The sequence below is a fragment of the Actinopolyspora mzabensis genome (genome assembly GCF_900101095.1).
Lineage (GTDB): Bacteria > Actinomycetota > Actinomycetes > Mycobacteriales > Pseudonocardiaceae > Actinopolyspora > Actinopolyspora mzabensis.
On sequence record NZ_FNFM01000002.1, the window covers coordinates 462,087 to 479,052 of the forward strand.

The following is a 16,966-nucleotide window of genomic DNA, read 5'->3' on the forward strand; positions in this document are numbered from 1 at the left end:
ATTCTGCCTCACCCGAACGATCGGCGGGCCGACGGGCCGCCGTCGCGGCAGAGTACGCGGGACCGAGGGGGCGAGCGGCGATTTCGAGAGAAATCGCCGCTCGCCCCCAGGAAACGGCGCCTCAGAGGATCGGGGCGGGGGCGTAGGCCGCGGCCTCCGGGTGGCGGCCGGTGATCTCGCCGATCTCCTCGGTCACCTCGCGTACCTGGTTCGCGGCGGCCCCGGTGAACTCCAGCGGATCGGAGAGCAGCTGCCCGAGCCGCTCGCGGTCCAGCGGCAGCCGCTCGTCGGCCGCCAGCCGGTCGAGCAGGTCGTTGCGCTCCAGCCCGCGCTCGCGCATGTCCAGTGCGACGGCGACGGCGTTCTCCTTGATGGCCTCGTGGGCGGTCTCCCTGCCCACCCCTTCCCGCACCGCTGCCATGAGCACCTTGGTGGTGGCCAGGAACGGCAGGTAGCGGTCCAGTTCACGCGCGATCACGGCCGGGAAGGCGCCGAACTCGTCGAGCACGGTCAGCAGCGTCTCCAGCAGCCCGTCGAACGCGAAGAACGCATCGGGCAGCGCCACGCGCCGCACCACCGAGCAGGAGACGTCCCCCTCGTTCCACTGGTCCCCGGCCAGCTCGCCCGACATGGAGACGTAGCCCCGCAGCACCACGGCGAGTCCGTTGACGCGCTCGCAGGAGCGGGCGTTCATCTTGTGCGGCATCGCGCTGGAACCGACCTGCCCCGGCTTGAAACCCTCGGTGACCAGCTCCTGGCCGGCCATCAGCCGGATGGTCTTGGCCAGGCTGGCGGGCGCGGCGGCCAGCTGGGAAAGGGTGGTCAGCACCTCGAAGTCCAGCGAGCGCGGATAGACCTGGCCGACGCTGCCCAGCACCTTGCCGAAGCCGAGATGCCCGGCGACCCTGCGTTCCAGCTGGGCGAGCTTCTCCTGGTCACCGTCGAGCAGGTCCAGCGCGTCCTGGGACGTGCCGACGGGTCCCTTGATGCCGCGCAGCGGGTACCGCGCCAGCAGGTCCTCCAGCCGCCGGAAGGCCACGATCATCTCGTCGGCCGCCGTGGCGAACCGCTTGCCGAGGGTGGTGGCCTGGGCGGCCACGTTGTGCGAACGGCCCGCCATGACCAGCTCGCCGTTCTCGGTGGCGAGCTGCCCGAGCCGGGCGAGTACCGCCACGGTGCGGTCGCGCACGTGTTCCAGGCTGCGGCGGATCTGGAGCTGTTCGACGTTCTCGGTCAGATCGCGCGAGGTCATGCCCTTGTGGATCTGCTCGTGCCCGGCGAGCGCGTTGAACTCCTCGATCCGCGCCTTGACGTCGTGCCGGGTGACGCGCTCCCGCTCCGCGATGGAGTCGAGATCGACCTGTTCCAGCACCCGCTCGTAGTCCTCGACCACGCCGTCCGGGACCTCGACGCCGAGTTCGGCCTGCGCCCGCAGCACGGCCAGCCAGAGCTTGCGCTCCAGCACGATCTTGTGCTCCGGCGACCAGAGCCGGACCAGCTCGGACGAGGCGTAGCGGGAGGCGAGCGGGTCGGGAATGCTGGGCTTGTCCGTCACGAGTGGTGAGGATACTTCCACCAACGGAGGAACGCGCCGGGCGGCCCCGGTGCGGTCGGGTCGCGATTTCTCGCGAAATCGCCGGGCCGCCCGGGAGGAAACGGCAGGGCACGGCGCTGCGGCCCAGAGTGGCCTCGATTTCTCGCGCAATCGCCGCGCGGGAGGTCGGGAAGGATCACCGGAGCAGTTGGGCGCGCAGCATCCGCCGGGCGGCTCCCCTGGGATCGGGGTCGCTCTCGATGAGGGCGTTGACCACCGCACCGTCGACCAGCGCGATGAGTTCCAACATCCGCTCGTGGCCGATGTCCGCGTCGGAGCGGCGGAAGATCTCGGCGAGCAACTCGTGCAACCGCGAGTGCAGATCGCGCATCGACTCGGCGAGGTAGGGCCGTCTCGGCGAACCCACCAGCCGCTCGTACCGCAGCAGCACGGACTCGGTGCCGCCGTCACGCGAGTCCGTGCCCAGCAGCAGGTCCAGCACCAGCTCGACGACCTCCTCGGTGCCGAGCCGCCGCTCGGCCAGCTCCTCCAGCCTGCGCCTGCCCGCCGCGAGTTCCTCCTCGGCCTCGTGGCGCACCGCAGCGGTGATCAGCTCCTCCAGCGAGTCGAAGTAGTAGGTGGTGGCGGCGAGCGGCAGCCGGGCGCGCTCGGCCACCGCGCGGTGCCGGATCGCCGCGAAGCCGCCCTCGGAGAGCAGTTCCGCCGCCGCGACCACGAGCAGCTGCCGCCGCCGTTCACCTTTCGGGGTACTCGCCGCCGTCATCGCGTCGATCCTAGCCACCCTGCCCACTCGACTGGGGGACGTGAGGCGAGGCTCTCGCGGTGTCCGCCCCACCCACGACCGGAAGTCCCGCCCACGACCGGGAAGTCCCCGCCCCCGCTTCCGGAGACCCGGTCTTCCGGAGACCCGGTCTTCCGGAGACCCGGTTCCTACAGCCGCCCAGGCGGTGGATCGTTCCACCGGACTCAGTGCCCGACGCCCGCCAGGTTGAGGCCGAGCACCCCGGCGATGATCAGCACGATCGAAACGATCTTGAGCACCGAAACGGCGTCGCCGAGCCAGATCATGCCGATCGCGGCGGTCAGCGCAGCGCCGACGCCCGTCCACACCGCGTAGGCGGGGCCGACCGGCAGCAGACGCATCGCCCACGCCAGCCCCGCGAAACTGCCCGCGGCGAGCACCAGGAAGGCCATGCTGGGAACCAGCCTGCTGAAGCCCTCCGAGAGCTTGAGCGAGATCGCCCAACCGGCTTCGAGTACTCCGGAGAACAGCAGCACCAGCCAAGCCATAACGAGCACGCCCTCCCACGGTCGGCGATACGAACCACGCTCACGCCGGGAAGACTACCCGTAGAGTGGTACGGACGTACCATTCTGGTGTGCGACACCACCACGACTCGACGGATCCGGGACTCGACGGATCCGGGACTCGACGGATCCGGGAACGGCTCGGGTCAGAGTTCGCCCGCGAGCCGCCGGGCCATCCCGGTCAGCTCGCCCTCGTAGGGCGGTGGACCACTGGAGTCGGAACTGCTGCGCAGGATCAGCTCGCGTCCGCTGCCGGTGCGCACGGCCACCTGCACCCCGTCGTCGCCCCGGCGTCGCGGTTCGACCGACCCTTCGGAGGGAGCCGAGGACGCCGACCCCAGGATCACGGTCACGTTGCCGTTGCTCCGTTCGGTGCGCAGCTGGAACGACGCGGTGCGCGCGCCGGGGGGACACCGCTGGGCCGCCACGGGCGCGCTGGCGTCGCTCACGGCGGGTAACTGCTCGGAAAGGGCGTCGGCCAGCTCGGGGTCGGGTGGACCGCAGCCCGCGGAGCGGTCGCCCGGCGCGGACAGCACCGTGGGCTCCTGCTGTCCGGTGCCCACCCTGGGAGCGGGTTCGCTCGTGCGCTCCGAGACACCGGTGGAAGCGGTATCGGACCGGTGGGACGATCGCGGATCGATCCAGCCCGTTCCGAAACCGACACCGCCCGCCACCACGGCCAGCGCCAGCAGCGACCCCCCGGCGGCGCCGACTCTGCGCCGCGCCGTCACACGCCGCGACGCCTTGGCGATGTCCCCCGCGTCGAAGGTCGCTTCGGGGGCGGAATCGGCCGCGTCGCGGAACAGTTCCGCGAGTTCGTGCTCTCGCACTGCCTACACCTCCTCACGACATCGACCGCAGATCACCGAGCGAATCACCGAGGGCGGCACGCAGCGCCTCCAACCCTCGGGCCGTCTGGCTCTTCACGTTGCCCTCGCTGCACTTCATGACCTCGGCGACACCGGCGACATCGAGTCCCTCCAGATAACGCAGCACCAGCACCGCCCGCTGTTTCGGCGGAACCAGCCGCAGCCCCGCGAGCAGCGTCCGACGGGTGACGACCGAGTCGTCCATGTCGACCCGGTCCGCCGAGTGCTCGGGCAGCTCGTCCACGGCGCGCTCCCGACGCCAGGGGCGGCGCGAGTCGTCGATCACCGCACGGGTGAGGGTGCGGCGCACGTAGGCGTCCAGCGCCTCCTTGTCGCGGATCTTGCGCCACCTGCGGTGGACCGCTATGAACGCGTTCTGCGTCAGGTCGTCCGCTCGGTGCCAGTCCCCGCACATCATGTACGCCATTCGACGCACCGCCTCTCGCCGAGCCGCGAAGTACTCCGCGAACTCCTGCTCCTCGCGTTGCTCCACGCGGAAGCCTCCGCTCGTTGCGTGCCAACACGTACCAGGACGGAACGTCCAACGTTCAAGGTTGCACGCCGGTGAGGCGCGATCACCACACCCCCGGTGGAAGTCGACGAACCCGCAGGCCCGCGTACCCGATACCGCTCACCGGGCCGAATATGGTGTGATCCTTTCGTGACCCAAACAGCCCCGATCGATCTACGCTCCGACACGGTGACTCGTCCCGACGAGCGGATGACCACGGCGATGGCCGCCGCGGAAGTCGGCGACGACGTGCTGGACCGGGATCCCACCATGCGAAAGCTCGAACGCCGCGTCGCTGAGGTCCTGGGCACCGAGGACGCCCTGTGGGTCCCCAGCGGCACCATGGGGAACCTGATCGCGCTCTCGCTGCACCTGCGGCGCGGCGACCGGTTCCTGGCGCCGCGCGGGGCACACGTGCTGACCCACGAGCTGGGATCCGCGGCATGGCTGGCGGGCGGGATGCCCGAACCGCTGGACTGGGACGCGGGACCGGGCAGACCCAGCGCCGGGCTGGTGCGCTCCGTCACCGGGGGAAGCGCGGGGTACGACTCGCTGCGCGACAGCCTGCTGTGCCTGGAGAACACCCACAACGAGTCGGGCGGAGCCGCGATCCCGCCGGAGGAGCACGCGCAGCTGGTGGCCGCGGCGCGCGACAACGGTCTGGCGATCCACCTGGACGGGGCGCGCCTGTTCAACGCCGCGGTCGCGCTGGGGGTGAAGCCCGCGGCGCTGACGGTCGGGGTGGACACGGTGCAGACATGCCTGAGCAAGGGGCTCGGGGCGCCGGTCGGTTCGGCTGTGGGGGGCACCACCGAATTCGTCACCGAGGCCCGCCGGATGCGCAAGATGCTCGGCGGCGGGGTCCGGCAGGGCGGCGTGATCGCCGCCGCCGGTCTGGTGGCGCTGGAGGACACCGAGCGGCTACGCACCGACCACGACAACGCCGCCCGACTCGCGGAAGGGCTGACCGAGCTGGGCTGGCACGTCAATTCGCCGCGGACGAACATGGTGCTGGCCACCGTTCCCGACGTCGGTCACAGTCTGGAGCGGCTGCGAAAGGCCGGGGTGCTCGCGGTCCCGATGGCCGGGCGGGTGCGTTTCGTGACGCACCGCGACGTCGACTCCGGCGACATCGACGAGGTGCTGCGCCGGATCGGGAAAGCGGACTGACCAGCGGAGGGGAAAGCGATGGGAACGAGCGGAACCGGAAGCGAGCGGCCTTGCTGGGTCGTCTTCGACTACGGTGAGGTGATCAGCAAACCCACCAGCGCACTGCCGCGGATCACGGCCGAGTTGGGGATGGACGGCGCCGCGCTGCACAGCGTGAGCGCGGCCTACTTCGCCGAGCGCGAGGCGTACGACCGCGGCTGCGACGATCACGAGTACTGGAGCGCGGTCGCCGCCCGGCTGGGTACGAGCGTGGACGAGCGGCTGTCCCGAGAACTGACCCGGCTCGATGTGGCGGGCTGGTCCGAGACCGATCCTGGAACACTGCTGCTGTTGCGGGAGCTGACCGCCTCCGGCACCCCACTCGCGCTGCTGTCCAACGCGCCGGGCTCGTTCGCGCGGGAAGCCGAACGCACGCGGTGGGCGGAGCACTTCCACCAAGTGGTGTTCTCCGCCGATCTGGGCATGGCCAAGCCCGACGAGGAGATCTGGCGCGTGCTGCTGGAACGGATCGACGCGTCACCCGAGCGCTGCCTGTTCTTCGACGACCGCGAGCCCAACGTGGCGGCGGCCCGTGCGGCGGGGCTGCACGCTCGGCGTTGGCAGGGGCCCGAGCACGCACGGGAAGTGCTCCGCTCGCGCGGAGTGCTGCCCGCCGCGAACGACGACTGAGGCGGGAACACGCAGGACCTCGGAACTCACCGGAGCCGCTCCGGGATCCGAACGCCGCCGCACACCCGGCGGCAAGCGGTGGTCTCAGCGGAGCTGCCGACCGCGATCCCTGCCGCCGACCTGGCGGCTGTCCCGCTTGGCCCAGCCGACGGCGGCTGTGATCAGGAACAACGCACCACCGATCACGGCGAGCCAGAACAATCCCTTCACCACGAAGCCGATCACGGCTCCGGCCACCGAGAGCACCAGCCACAGCGCCAGCAGGCCGAGAACTACCTTCCACCACATCGCTGCTCACCTCACCACGAGGGCACGGCTCCGCTGCTGAGCGGAGACCGATCGCGTAACGGCTACCGCGGGTCCGGAGCCAACAACTCCAGCTTCCCACAACTCCGCTGCCCGTGAACCACTTCCGGGGCATTCGATTCGGTTGCCGGGGAGTTCCTCCCGAAACGCCGAACCCGATGTCCCCTAGGGTTGCCAGGCAAGCCGTCACTTGCCTATTGTGGGGGTGTGCCCGAAGACGTCTTCAAGGCGCTGGCCGACCCCACACGTCGCCACATCCTCGACGAGCTGGCGGACCGGAGCGGCCAATCCCTGTTCGAGATCCGCGCCCGGCTCGCGACCAAGCACGGCCTGGGGATGTCCCGCCAGGCGATCAGCCAGCACCTCGCCGTGCTGGAAGCCGCGGAGCTGATCCGAACACGGCGCCAGGGCCGCTACAAGTTCCACGACCTGAACACCGCACCCCTCGAGCGCCTCGTGACCCGATGGCTCAGGACCGACGCAGCGGAGGACAACCGATGAAGATTCACCTGGCCAGCGTGTTCGTCGACGACCAGGAAAAGGCCCTGCGCTTCTACACCGACGTGCTGGGTTTCGTGAAGAAGACCGAGGTCCCACTCGGCGAGCACCGCTGGCTGACCGTGGTCTCGCCGGAGGAACCGGAGGGCACCGAGCTGGTGCTCGAACCCGACGCCCATCCCGCCGTCAAGCCGTACAAGGCGGCACTGCTCGAGGACGGCATCCCGGCGACCTCCTTCGCCGTGGACGACGTGCGGGCAGAGTTCCACCGGCTCAGTCGGCTGGGGGTGCGGTTCACCCAGGAACCGGTGGACATGGGGCCGGTCACCACGGCGGTGCTGGACGACACCTGCGGCAACCTCATCCAGATCGCCCAACATCACTGACACGCCCGGCCGGCCAGGGCCGAAACCACCACTGCACGTCGGCACTGCCGCGAACTCACCACTCCCGCAACCGGCGCCGCCGCGGGTTCTCTGGTTCGGCTCTCGCGAGGAAGGCCCGACGTTGGGTAGGTCGCTACCCGATGTCGGGCCTCCCCGCAGCGAGAGCCGTGTCAGAGGTTCCGCCACAGCACCACCCGAGCACAGTGCACCGAGTGCCGGTCCTTAACTCCGGGTGAGGTCATTGTTCTCGGGGACGGCCACCTCGCCGCGCGCGGCACGCGCCGCGATGTCGGTGCGGTAGTGCGCACCGGGCAGGTGCACACCTTCCACGCGCCGGTAGACCTCCGCACGCGCGGACTCCAGATCCTCCCCGGTGGCCACCACCGACAGCACCCGCCCCCCAGCGGCGAGCACGGCACCGTCCTCTTCTCTCCTGCGGGTACCGGAGTGCAGCACACCGGGGCCGTCGCTGCCGCCGATCACGTCGTCGACGCGGGGCCTTCCGGGGTAGCCCTCGGCGGCCAGGATCACGGTCACCGCGGCGCCGGGCTCCCACTCGGGCTCGGGCGCCTCGGCCAGTTCACCGTTGGCGACGGCGGCGAGCAGGGTCGCCAGCGGGGTGCGAAGCATGGCCAGGATCGCCTGCGTCTCGGGGTCGCCGAAGCGGCAGTTGAACTCGATGACCTGCGGACCGTTCGAGGTCAGCGCCAGCCCGGCGTAGAGCAGGCCGGAGTAGGGAGTACCGCGCCGTGCCAGCTCCTCCGCCGTGGGGCGCACGACGGTGTCGACGACCTCGGCGACCATTCCCTCCGGAGCCCATGGCAGCGGGGCGTAGGCCCCCATCCCGCCGGTGTTGGGGCCCGCGTCGCCGTCCCCGACCCGCTTGAAGTCCTGTGCGGGCAGCAACGGACGCACCGTGGTGCCGTCGACCAGGCACAGCAGCGACGCCTCCGGGCCGTCCAGGAACGACTCCAGCAGCACCGGATGGCCGTCATCCAGCAGCTTCAAGGCGTGAGCCCGGGCGGCATCGAAGTCCCTGGTGACGAGCACTCCCTTGCCGCCCGCCAGCCCGTCGTCCTTGACCACCCAGGTGGGGCCGAAGTTGACCAGCGCGGCGTCCAGCTTCGCCGGGTTGTCCACGGTCTCGCTGTGCGCGGTCGGCACACCGGCCGAGAGCATCACGTCCTTGGCGAAGGCCTTCGAACCCTCGATACGTGCCGCGGCCTTGGACGGCCCGAAGCAGGGGATCCCCGCCGCTCGAACCGCGTCGGCCGCGCCCACGACCAGCGGGGTCTCGGGGCCGAACACCACCAGGTCGGCTCGCCACTTCACCGCGAGTTCGGCGATCTCATCAGGGGCGGCGACATCCACCGAGTACGACTCGGCGATCGTCGCGGTGCCCGCGTTGCCGGGGGCACACGCCAGGGCCGTCACCTCCGGGTCGCGGGAGAGCGCCCGCAGGATCGCGTGTTCCCTGCCGCCTGCACCAATCACGAGGATGCGCACGCCCCGCAGCGTAAAGCTTGGCCGGACCGCGCACGCCTCGCCCCCCGCCGAGAAGTGGCCGACACGACCTCGATCGTTCACCCCGAGTTCGCCGCGAGGTGCGCGACCATGCTCGACGATCTCCCCGAACGAATACGCGAGCAGGAGAGGTCCACGTGCCACGGAAACGGATACGCGAGATCGCGGTATTTTGTACGCTGGCCTTCGCGGCGCTGCCGGTGCTGGGGGTTTCCTCGACCGCCGAAGCGGACCCCGCCGCCCCGGAGCATTCGAAGGCGAAACGACACCCGAAGGGGGACGAGACCATCCGGGTCCTCGGTCACCGGGGGGCACCGGGTTACCGCCCGGAACACACCCTCGCCTCCTACGAGCTGGCGGCGCGGATGGGCGCCGACCACATCGAGCCCGACCTCGTACCCACCAAGGACGGAGTGCTCGTAGCCAGGCACGAGAACGAGATCAGCGGCACCACCGACGTGGCCGAGCACCCCGAGTTCGCGGACCGCAGGACGACCAAGGTCATCGACGGGGAGCGGGTGACCGGCTGGTTCACCGAGGACTTCACCCTGGCCGAACTCAAGACGCTGCGGGCGACCGAACGTCTTCCCGAGCTCAGACAGCACAACACCGTCTTCGACGGGCGATTCGAGATCCCGACCTTCCAGGAGATCATCGACCTCAAGCGGGAACTGTCCCGCGAGCTGGGCAGGCGGATCGGGATCGCACCGGAGATCAAGCACCCGAGTTACTTCCACTCGGTGGGACTGGGCATGGAACCCGGCGTGGTGCGGGCTCTCGACCGCAACGGACTCAACCACCCGCACGCGAAGGTGGCGGTGCAGTCCTTCGAGGTGGGCAATCTGCGATGGCTGGACCGGCGGCTGCACGTCGATCTGGTGCAGCTGGTGTGGAGCAGCGGTGCGCCACGGGACTTCGTCGAGAGCGGTGACCCGCGCCAGTACGCCGACATGGTCACCCCGGAGGGACTGCGCGAGATGTCCGAGTACGCCGACTGGGTGGCGCCGGTCACGACCATGATCCTGCCGAGGGACAAGAGCGGTCGCCTCACCGAGCCGACGAACCTGGTGGCCGACGCCCACGAGGCCGGTCTGCGCGTGGTCACCTACACGGTGCGGGCCGAGAACACCTTCCTGCCCACGGAGTTCCGAAGCTCCGACGTGGACGGCGCCTACGGCGACGTGTTCGGCTTCCTCCGGGAGTTGTTCGCCACCGGCGTGGATGCCGTGTTCGCCGATCAGCCCGATCTCGCCCTTCACGCGAAAGAAGAGTGGGAGGCTCACTCGGCGTAATTGGGCGCTCGGCGGAAGCTCCGGGGCGCCTCGCTGTTTTCCCGGGCCGGTCGCTCCGGCGCGGTGGTCGGGTAGCCGGCACGTGAGTCGGCGCCTCGGGAGCGGTGGGCCGGCTCTTGAGTAGCGACCTACGCGGCGAGCGGCCCGGCCTCGCAATGCATCCGACTCCCGCGCTCGAGACACGCACGCTGCGACACACAGTCCCGCGACCGAGGCCCCGGGCGGACCGAAAACCCGAGCTACGCCCAAGCGGCGCAGCCGCTTACGGCCACGTCTCCCACCGGCACCGCCGCGGGTTCTCGCGTGCGGCTCTCGCGAGGAAGGCACGACGTTGGGTAGGTCGCTACCCGATGTCGGGCCTCCCGGAGCGAGAGCCGTGCGCGAGGTTCCGCCACCAGCACCGCCACGCAACCGGGGAACCAGGAAAGTATCTATGCCATCTGGTGGCGCACGATGGTCTGATCCCGTCCGGGACCGACCCCGATCGCCGAGATCCGCGCCTGGGCGAGCTCCTCCAGCCGCTCGATGTAGGCCCGGGCGTTGGCAGGCAGGTCCTCGAAGGCGCGCGCTCCGCTGATGTCCTCGCGCCAACCGGGCATCTCCTCGTAGACCGGCACGGCGTGGTGCACGCCGGTCTGGGTCATCGGCATCTCGGAGGTGCGCATCCCGTCCACGTCGTAGGCCACGCAGACCGGCACCGTCTCCAGTCCGGAGAGCACGTCCAGCTTGGTCAGGAAGTAGTCGGTGATGCCGTTGACCCTGGTCGCGTAGCGCGCGATCACCGCGTCGAACCAGCCGGTGCGGCGGTCCCTGCCGGTGTTCACCCCGACCTCACCGCCGACCTTGCGGAGGTTCTCGCCCGCCTCGTCGGTGAGCTCGGTGGGGAACGGACCGGCCCCGACCCGGGTGGTGTAGGCCTTGATGATGCCGATCACCGAGTCGATCCGGCTCGGGCCGATCCCCGCTCCGGCACAGGCACCACCGGCCGTGGGGTTGGAGGAGGTGACGAACGGGTAGGTGCCGTGGTCCACGTCGAGCAGCGTGCCCTGCGACCCCTCCAGCAGCACCGTCTCGTTCCGGCCGAGCGCCTGGTCCAGCATCAGCTTCGTCTCCGCTACCCGGCCCGCGAACCGTTCGGCCTGCGCCAGCACCGTGTCGACGACCTCCTCGGGGTCCATCGCACGCCTGTTGTAGACCTTGACCAGCACCTGGTTCTTGTACTCCAGGGCGGCCTCGACCTTCTGGCGGAGGATCTTCTCGTCCAGCACGTCCTGCGCCCGAACCCCGACCCGGGCGACCTTGTCCTGGTAGCAGGGACCGATTCCCCGACCGGTGGTACCGATGCGCTTCTTGCCGAGGTAACGCTCGGTGACCCGGTCCATCGCCACGTGGTAGGGCATCACCAGGTGCGCGTCCGCCGACAGCGAGAGCTTGGAGGTGTCCACGCCGCGGGACTCCAGCCCGTCCAGCTCCTCGAGCAGGGCCTCCGGGCTGACCACCACACCGTTACCGATGACGTTGTGCACCTCGGGACTGAGGATCCCCGAGGGGATCAGTTTCAGCGCGAAGTCCTGCCCGTCCGGCAAAACCACCGTGTGACCTGCGTTGTTGCCACCCTGGTAGCGGACGACCCACTGCGCCTGCTCACCGAGCAGGTCGGTCGCCTTACCCTTTCCCTCGTCACCCCACTGGGCGCCGATCAACACGATTGCCGGCATGTGAAACTCCAACCTGTCACTGGAGACGGTCTGTGCAACTGGTAACGGCGGGTCATCGCTGTCGGTGGCCACGGGTGCGTCGCCACACCGAGGAAGGCCCGGCACCTGCGAATGCCGACCGATCAGGGTAAACCAGGAGCGTAACGTGACTACCACCGCACTATCCTGCGGAAACATCGAACGCGAAGCACGCCCGGCACGGGCCGACGTGCGGTGGTTCGATCTGCCGCCCCAGCCGTCACGCACCGACGTGGATCCGCTACTGCTCGAGGCCGAGGGCCGTGTGGTGGTACACGGTACGGATGCGGATCTGGCCGCCGTGGTGCTGCGGCTGCTGCGTAAGAATCTACTAGCGGAGTTGTCCGTGGGCTATGTCCCGGTCACCCGTTCCCCCGCGAGCTCGGTGTGGTCCCTCCCGGTCGGGGAGTTCGACACGGCGCTGGCGGCCCCGGCGAGGGCCACTCCGCTGATCAGGGACGACTCCGGCGGGGTGCTGCTGGGACGCGGCGCGATCGCACCGATGACCGGGCAGGTGTACTGCGACGACCAGCGCATGCTGCACGGTTCGGCACGCTCGGTCGAGGTCTTCCCCGACCCGCACGCGCCCCCGCTGAGCGAACCCACCGACGACCCGCTGGCCACGCAGCCAGCGCCGGTCACGACCGGCCTGATGACCGTGGTGACCACCCGGAAGCTGCTGCGGCAGCGGCGCGAATCGGCACGTGGTCGCGCGATGCAGGCCAGTTTCGAGGAGACCACGGTCCACCGGGACGGGGTGGCGCATCCCAGGCCGCTGCACCGCTGTGCATGGTATCGGCACACCCGGGACCTGCTGCTCGCCCGCCCGTGACTCCCGGCTCCCCGCGCCGAAGACGAGCATCGGACGGGGGATTGCGTGGTCCGGCTCAACACCCGTACGCCGAGATCAGGTACCTTCCGCACCTCACGAGCTCCAACACCCCACCACGGCCGCCCCGCGGCCGGATTCGTCCCGGAGGCAGTCATGCCCGTCGAAAGAACGCTGCGTACGGCGACAGCCGTGTTACCCGTCCTCGTCGTGTTGGGATGCGCCACCCTCACCCCGACGGAGGAAACCGACTCGACCGCCGGGCCACCGGGCGCACCGGACACCGCACGGGCGGAGGAGATGCTCGGCGACCTCCGGACGGCGCGGGAGGGCTCGATGGACGGGTACGACCGCGACGAGTTCCCGCACTGGGACGAGGCCGAGGGCGAGAACTGCAACGTACGGGAGCGGGTGCTCATTCGCGACGGTGAGAACGTGCGAACCGGTTCGGACTGTTATCCCACGTCGGGGACCTGGGACAGCCCCTACGACGACGGCAGCTGGAGCGACCCCTCCGAACTGGACATAGATCACATGGTTCCGCTCGCCGCGGCGTGGCGTTCCGGGGCTTCCGACTGGACGCGAAAGAAGCGCGAACGGTTCGCCAACGACCTGTCCGGTCCGCAGTTGCTCGCCGTCACCGACAACGTCAACCAGTCCAAGGGTGACGACACCCCGGACGAGTGGCTACCGCCGGACGAGAGTTTCCACTGCGAGTACGCGAGCTCCTGGATCGGCACCAAGCACAACTGGGAGCTGAGCGTCACCGAAGCCGAGCGGACCGCGCTGCGCGGTGTGCTGGACGGCTGCTGAGCGGAGTTCCCCGTCGGGGTGGCGAGATGCTCCTCGGGGCGGAACCTCCGGCGGCCTCCCGCTCCGGGAGCGAAGCCCTCGGGCAGCGACGGGCGGCCGTGGCGCGAACGCGGGTCACTCCGGGTTCCGGTCGGAGGGAGCCTCGGCGGAGTCCTCCCCGGAATCCGGGTGCAGCGAGGGCAGGCTGTTCAGCGCCTCGGAACGGCTCAGTCCCGTGGCCTGCAGCAGGTCCACCGTGATGGAACGGATCTGCAGCACCACCACCTGCATGGAGAAGTCCGTTTCGGACACCAGTCGAACCGTGGTGCGACGCGCGACCGAACGGGCCGCTTCCCTGGTGCGCAGCGGTTCCGAGCCGTCGGCGAGCTCGTCCCGCAGCAACACCACCACCCCGGCCAGTTCCTCCAACATCCCCGGTACCGGGTCGGGGACCGGTTCCTCGTCGCGCAGCGCGGCCAGCGCGCGCCTGGCGAGCACGCGGGTGTTGCGCAACGCGCGATCGACCGGGGTGGCGGCGGTCTGGTAGTGCTCCAGCTCCCTGCGGTTGCGCCAGCGGATCGGGGCGTATCTGGCTATCTCGTCACCGGTGGTCAGCGCGGAACGCAGTTCCTCGACCGAGCGATGGCTCTTGCGCGCGGCGACGAGCACGTCGGAGGCGGCGGCACTGTCCTCGCCCGCCATGGCGGCGGAGATGCCGCGCAGCGCGTCGGCCAGCGAGCCGAGCACCGTCCTGCCGTAGCGATGGGCCACGGCGAGCGGGTTCTGCGGCAGCAGCGCTGCCACGATCAGACCGACCACGCCGCCGATCGCGGCGTCGACCATGCGGTTGAGCCCGCCCATCGTGGCGGGCGGTAGCAGGGTGGCGACGAGCACCGAGGACGAAGCGGCCTGCATGACGATCACGCCACCCGCGTCCAGCAGCACGGCCGTGCTCATGGCCAGCGCCACCACCAGCGCGATCTGCCACGGTCCCGTTCCGATGACGGAGATCAGTACGTCGCCGACTCCCACACCGACACTGACCCCCACGACCAGCTCGGCGGCGCGGCGCAACCGCTGTCCCAGCGAGATGCCGAGTGCGATCACACCCGCTATCGGCGCGAAGAAGGGCTCGGGGTGACCCACCAGGTGTCGGGCGATCAACCAGGCGATCCCGGCCGAGATCGCGCACTGCACGATCGGGATGCCGGTCCGCAGCAGACGCTGCGTTCGTCGGAGGAGTTCCTGGCGAAATCGCTGCACGCTGTCATTCTGCGACAATCACGGGGCGTGATCCGGTCAGCCCGGGCACGTCCCCGGCAGGTGCCCGTGGCGGAGGCCGCTCGGGGAGTGCTCCCGAACACCACGATTCGATGTCTCGCGACGGTCACCCGGCCGGTGAGCGGCTACGGCAGGACGGAACCGCTCCCCGACGGGCAGCGACGTGACCGGCGGCCGGACCGCTCGGGCGGCCCGGCCCGATCGGCTCAGAGCCCGTTGGCCTCCAGGGAGGCCGGATCACTGTCGGCGAGCAGTTGGCTGCAACGCTGGTACTCCCCGTCCTCGCCGATGTCCCGGGCCGCCTTCGCCAACATCGCCACGGAACGCAGCACCCCCTGGTTCGGGCGGTGGTGCCACGGGACGGCTCCGAAACCCTTCCAGCCCGCCTTGCGCAGCGCGTCCAGGCCACGGTGGTAGCCGGTGCGCGCGTACGCGTAGGCGGCGACGGGGCTCCCGGATTCCAGGGCGAGCTCGGCCAGCCGGGCCCACGCGGCGCTGAAGGTGGGGTGCCGAGCCGCGACGTCGGCGGGGTCGTCCCCTCGGTCGAGCTCCGCCTGCGCATCGCTGTCCTCGGGCAGCATTGTCTCCGGCGGTTCCAGCAGGTTTCCTCGCGTCATCATGACCTCATCCTGCCAGCCGGGCCGGGCGAGGTCGCCGGTCGCGGGCGCCGGTGCGCCGAACCGGGCCCGACCGACGGGAGCTCGCCGTGCGGGGTGCTCGACCGGGATCTCCGATCAGCCGAGCCAGCTGCCGGTGACCGCCTTCCACTCCCGCACCGTGGTCTCACTGAGGACACCCTCCTTTGTGTAGGGGTCCTCGGCCAGGACGCGGTCGAGTTCGGCGCGGTCGGGAACCTCGTAGACCAGCATCGCGCCGTCACCGTCGACGAACGGACCACCGGCCAGCAGTACCCCGCGGTCGGCCAGCGCCTTGGCGTATTCCCGGTGGTCCGGGCGGACACGTTCGAGCAGTTCACGGTCCTCGCCGTATCGGATGTGCACGACAAAAGTGGCCATTTCCCACCCTTTCGGACGATGTTTTGGTCACAAGTTTCTTGCGGAGGTTACCGGGTAAGCAGACGAACCGGGGGCTGAGCCGGTACCTTGCTGAATCGTGATCGGGGACGGAACCAGCGGAGTGGAACGCTCGGTCGAGCGCACGCTCGGCCACCTACGTGCTCTGGACGGCTCGGACGAACAGGAGGATCAGGACGCTCAGTCCCAGGCACCACTGACACTGGAGGACCTCTACCGCAACCAGCAGATGCGGATGGTGCGGCTCGCCATACTGCTCGTCGACGACCCGGCGACCGCCGAGGACGTGGTGCAGGAGGCGTTCACCGGGCTGTATCGCAACTGGTCGCAGCTGCGGGACTCCAAAGCCGCCGTGGGTTACCTGCGCACGGCAGTGGTCAACGGCAGCCGCTCGGTACTGCGACGACGCAAGACCGCACGCGAGTACCAGCCGCCGCACCAGCCCGATGCGCGTTCCGCCGAGTCGCTGGCGATGCTCTCCAGCGAGCATCAGGCGATCGTGGCCGCGCTGGGACACCTGCCCCGGCGGCAGCGCGAGGTGCTGGTGCTGCGCTACTACGGAAACATGTCGGAGGGTGAGATCGCCGAGGCGACCGGTGTGTCCAAGGGAACGGTGAAATCCACGGCCAGCCGGGCTCTGGAGGCGTTGCAGAAGCAGCTCGGCAACGCCTGACCGGAAGTTCCACACCTCGGCTCGTTCGGCGGCGCGGGTGGCGGAACCTCCCGCCGGTTCGCGCCGCGGGCCCCGACCTCGGGGCGCTCCGCACCACGCTGGGATCGTTCTCGCGAGGGCGGAAGTGGGGACCCCGCGAGCATCCGGGCCTTGTAGGTGATTTCGGTACTGCCACCCGGTAGGGGCGGTCTCGGTTACGCACCGTTCAGGAAACGTGTGGATGTGTTCCTGAGCCGTCGCCTTGCAGCGGGGCGTTGGCCCTGGCCCGGTGGGTCGGGGTCTTCCCTGGCGATACCCCCTTCGCGGACGTCCGGCGGCCGTCCCGAGAGCCGTTCGTAGGTGGCACGAAGGCTGCCGGCTCGTAACGTCGCGCACCGGAATACTCACTTACTGAATCGATTCACTTCGCCGATTGCCCTGAAAGAGCGGCACGCACCACGTCTCCGACAGGTGGTGTAGACCAAAATGGGGTCGATGTCGCAGGATCGGATTAGCAACCCGAAACATTCGCCCGGCAACACGGGGCGACTCCA

19 protein-coding genes are annotated in these 16,966 nt (G+C 69.8%); 8 read left to right on the forward strand and 11 right to left on the reverse strand.

All coding sequences use genetic code 11. The features are described from left to right. Window positions 1-121: 121 nt before the first annotated feature. From purB to BLR41_RS04755, 5 genes are all read right to left on the reverse strand, one after another. Window positions 122-1,555, reverse strand: a complete 1,434-nt coding sequence (gene purB, locus BLR41_RS04735) for an adenylosuccinate lyase (RefSeq protein WP_092626703.1) — start codon at window positions 1,553-1,555, stop codon at window positions 122-124. 175 nt (window positions 1,556-1,730) lie between these two features. Continuing rightward, the gene (locus BLR41_RS04740) at window positions 1,731-2,318 is read right to left on the reverse strand and encodes a TetR/AcrR family transcriptional regulator (protein WP_092626705.1); all 588 of its coding nucleotides are present in this window, start codon (window positions 2,316-2,318) and stop codon (window positions 1,731-1,733) included. 203 nt (window positions 2,319-2,521) lie between these two features. Continuing rightward, window positions 2,522-2,845 (reverse strand): DMT family transporter, encoded by a 324-nt coding sequence (locus BLR41_RS04745; RefSeq protein WP_092626706.1) that lies wholly within the window; start codon window positions 2,843-2,845, stop codon window positions 2,522-2,524. Window positions 2,846-3,009: 164 nt separating this feature from the next. Then, complete coding sequence (locus tag BLR41_RS04750; protein WP_092626708.1) at window positions 3,010-3,693, reverse strand: hypothetical protein; 684 nt, start codon at window positions 3,691-3,693, stop codon at window positions 3,010-3,012. Between the two features lie 13 nt (window positions 3,694-3,706). Further along, window positions 3,707-4,225 carry a SigE family RNA polymerase sigma factor gene (locus BLR41_RS04755; protein ID WP_092626710.1) on the reverse strand — a complete coding sequence of 173 codons (519 nt, stop codon included), beginning with the start codon at window positions 4,223-4,225 and terminating at the stop codon, window positions 3,707-3,709. A gap of 168 nt (window positions 4,226-4,393) precedes the next feature. Here BLR41_RS04755 and BLR41_RS04760 point away from each other — a divergent pair, with 168 nt between their 5' ends. After that, on the forward strand, window positions 4,394-5,413 hold the full coding sequence (locus BLR41_RS04760; RefSeq protein WP_092626711.1) for a threonine aldolase family protein: 1,020 nt from the start codon (window positions 4,394-4,396) through the stop codon (window positions 5,411-5,413). An 18-nt stretch (window positions 5,414-5,431) separates the two neighbouring features. Next, on the forward strand, window positions 5,432-6,082 hold the full coding sequence (locus tag BLR41_RS04765) for an HAD-IA family hydrolase (RefSeq protein WP_092626712.1): 651 nt from the start codon (window positions 5,432-5,434) through the stop codon (window positions 6,080-6,082). A gap of 84 nt (window positions 6,083-6,166) precedes the next feature. Here the strand turns inward: BLR41_RS04765 and BLR41_RS04770 are convergent, their stop codons facing one another. Then, window positions 6,167-6,370, reverse strand: coding sequence for a hypothetical protein (locus BLR41_RS04770; protein WP_092626714.1), 204 nt, complete (start codon window positions 6,368-6,370; stop codon window positions 6,167-6,169). A gap of 225 nt (window positions 6,371-6,595) precedes the next feature. Between BLR41_RS04770 and BLR41_RS04775 the strand changes: the two genes are divergently transcribed. Together BLR41_RS04775 and BLR41_RS04780 are read left to right on the forward strand one after the other, a co-directional pair. Beyond that, complete coding sequence (locus tag BLR41_RS04775) at window positions 6,596-6,889, forward strand: ArsR/SmtB family transcription factor (protein ID WP_092626716.1); 294 nt, start codon at window positions 6,596-6,598, stop codon at window positions 6,887-6,889. Further along, the gene (locus BLR41_RS04780; RefSeq protein ID WP_092626718.1) at window positions 6,886-7,272 is read left to right on the forward strand and encodes a VOC family protein; all 387 of its coding nucleotides are present in this window, start codon (window positions 6,886-6,888) and stop codon (window positions 7,270-7,272) included. The genes BLR41_RS04775 and BLR41_RS04780 overlap by 4 nt, the downstream gene beginning before the upstream one ends. Window positions 7,273-7,494: 222 nt before the next feature. On the opposite strand, the gene purD is transcribed toward BLR41_RS04780, so the two are convergent. Further along, entirely contained in the window at window positions 7,495-8,778 is a 1,284-nt protein-coding gene (gene purD / locus BLR41_RS04785; RefSeq protein WP_092626720.1) for a phosphoribosylamine--glycine ligase, read from the reverse strand. A 155-nt stretch (window positions 8,779-8,933) separates the two neighbouring features. Between purD and BLR41_RS04790 the strand changes: the two genes are divergently transcribed. Next, window positions 8,934-10,088 carry a glycerophosphodiester phosphodiesterase gene (locus BLR41_RS04790; protein ID WP_218119896.1) on the forward strand — a complete coding sequence of 385 codons (1,155 nt, stop codon included), beginning with the start codon at window positions 8,934-8,936 and terminating at the stop codon, window positions 10,086-10,088. A 431-nt stretch (window positions 10,089-10,519) separates the two neighbouring features. On the opposite strand, the gene BLR41_RS04795 is transcribed toward BLR41_RS04790, so the two are convergent. Then, window positions 10,520-11,806: an adenylosuccinate synthase gene (locus tag BLR41_RS04795; RefSeq protein WP_092626722.1), complete on the reverse strand. Its 1,287-nt coding sequence runs from the start codon at window positions 11,804-11,806 to the stop codon at window positions 10,520-10,522. Window positions 11,807-11,951: 145 nt separating this feature from the next. Here BLR41_RS04795 and BLR41_RS04800 point away from each other — a divergent pair, with 145 nt between their 5' ends. Beyond that, entirely contained in the window at window positions 11,952-12,656 is a 705-nt protein-coding gene (locus tag BLR41_RS04800) for a hypothetical protein (RefSeq protein WP_176797817.1), read from the forward strand. A gap of 153 nt (window positions 12,657-12,809) precedes the next feature. Then, the gene (locus tag BLR41_RS04805; RefSeq protein WP_092626724.1) at window positions 12,810-13,466 is read left to right on the forward strand and encodes an HNH endonuclease family protein; all 657 of its coding nucleotides are present in this window, start codon (window positions 12,810-12,812) and stop codon (window positions 13,464-13,466) included. 114 nt (window positions 13,467-13,580) lie between these two features. Here BLR41_RS04805 and BLR41_RS04810 read toward each other — a convergent pair whose 3' ends face one another. The 3 genes from BLR41_RS04810 to BLR41_RS04820 all read right to left on the reverse strand — a co-directional run bounded on the left by BLR41_RS04810 (window position 13,581) and on the right by BLR41_RS04820 (window position 15,742). After that, window positions 13,581-14,708, reverse strand: coding sequence for an FUSC family protein (locus tag BLR41_RS04810; protein ID WP_092626844.1), 1,128 nt, complete (start codon window positions 14,706-14,708; stop codon window positions 13,581-13,583). A 224-nt stretch (window positions 14,709-14,932) separates the two neighbouring features. Further along, entirely contained in the window at window positions 14,933-15,343 is a 411-nt protein-coding gene (locus tag BLR41_RS04815) for a DUF3151 domain-containing protein (RefSeq protein ID WP_092626845.1), read from the reverse strand. A 117-nt stretch (window positions 15,344-15,460) separates the two neighbouring features. Next, window positions 15,461-15,742 (reverse strand): YciI family protein, encoded by a 282-nt coding sequence (locus BLR41_RS04820; RefSeq protein WP_092626726.1) that lies wholly within the window; start codon window positions 15,740-15,742, stop codon window positions 15,461-15,463. A 97-nt stretch (window positions 15,743-15,839) separates the two neighbouring features. Between BLR41_RS04820 and BLR41_RS04825 the strand changes: the two genes are divergently transcribed. Next, on the forward strand, window positions 15,840-16,433 hold the full coding sequence (locus tag BLR41_RS04825; protein ID WP_092626727.1) for a SigE family RNA polymerase sigma factor: 594 nt from the start codon (window positions 15,840-15,842) through the stop codon (window positions 16,431-16,433). Window positions 16,434-16,966: the final 533 nt, after the last annotated feature.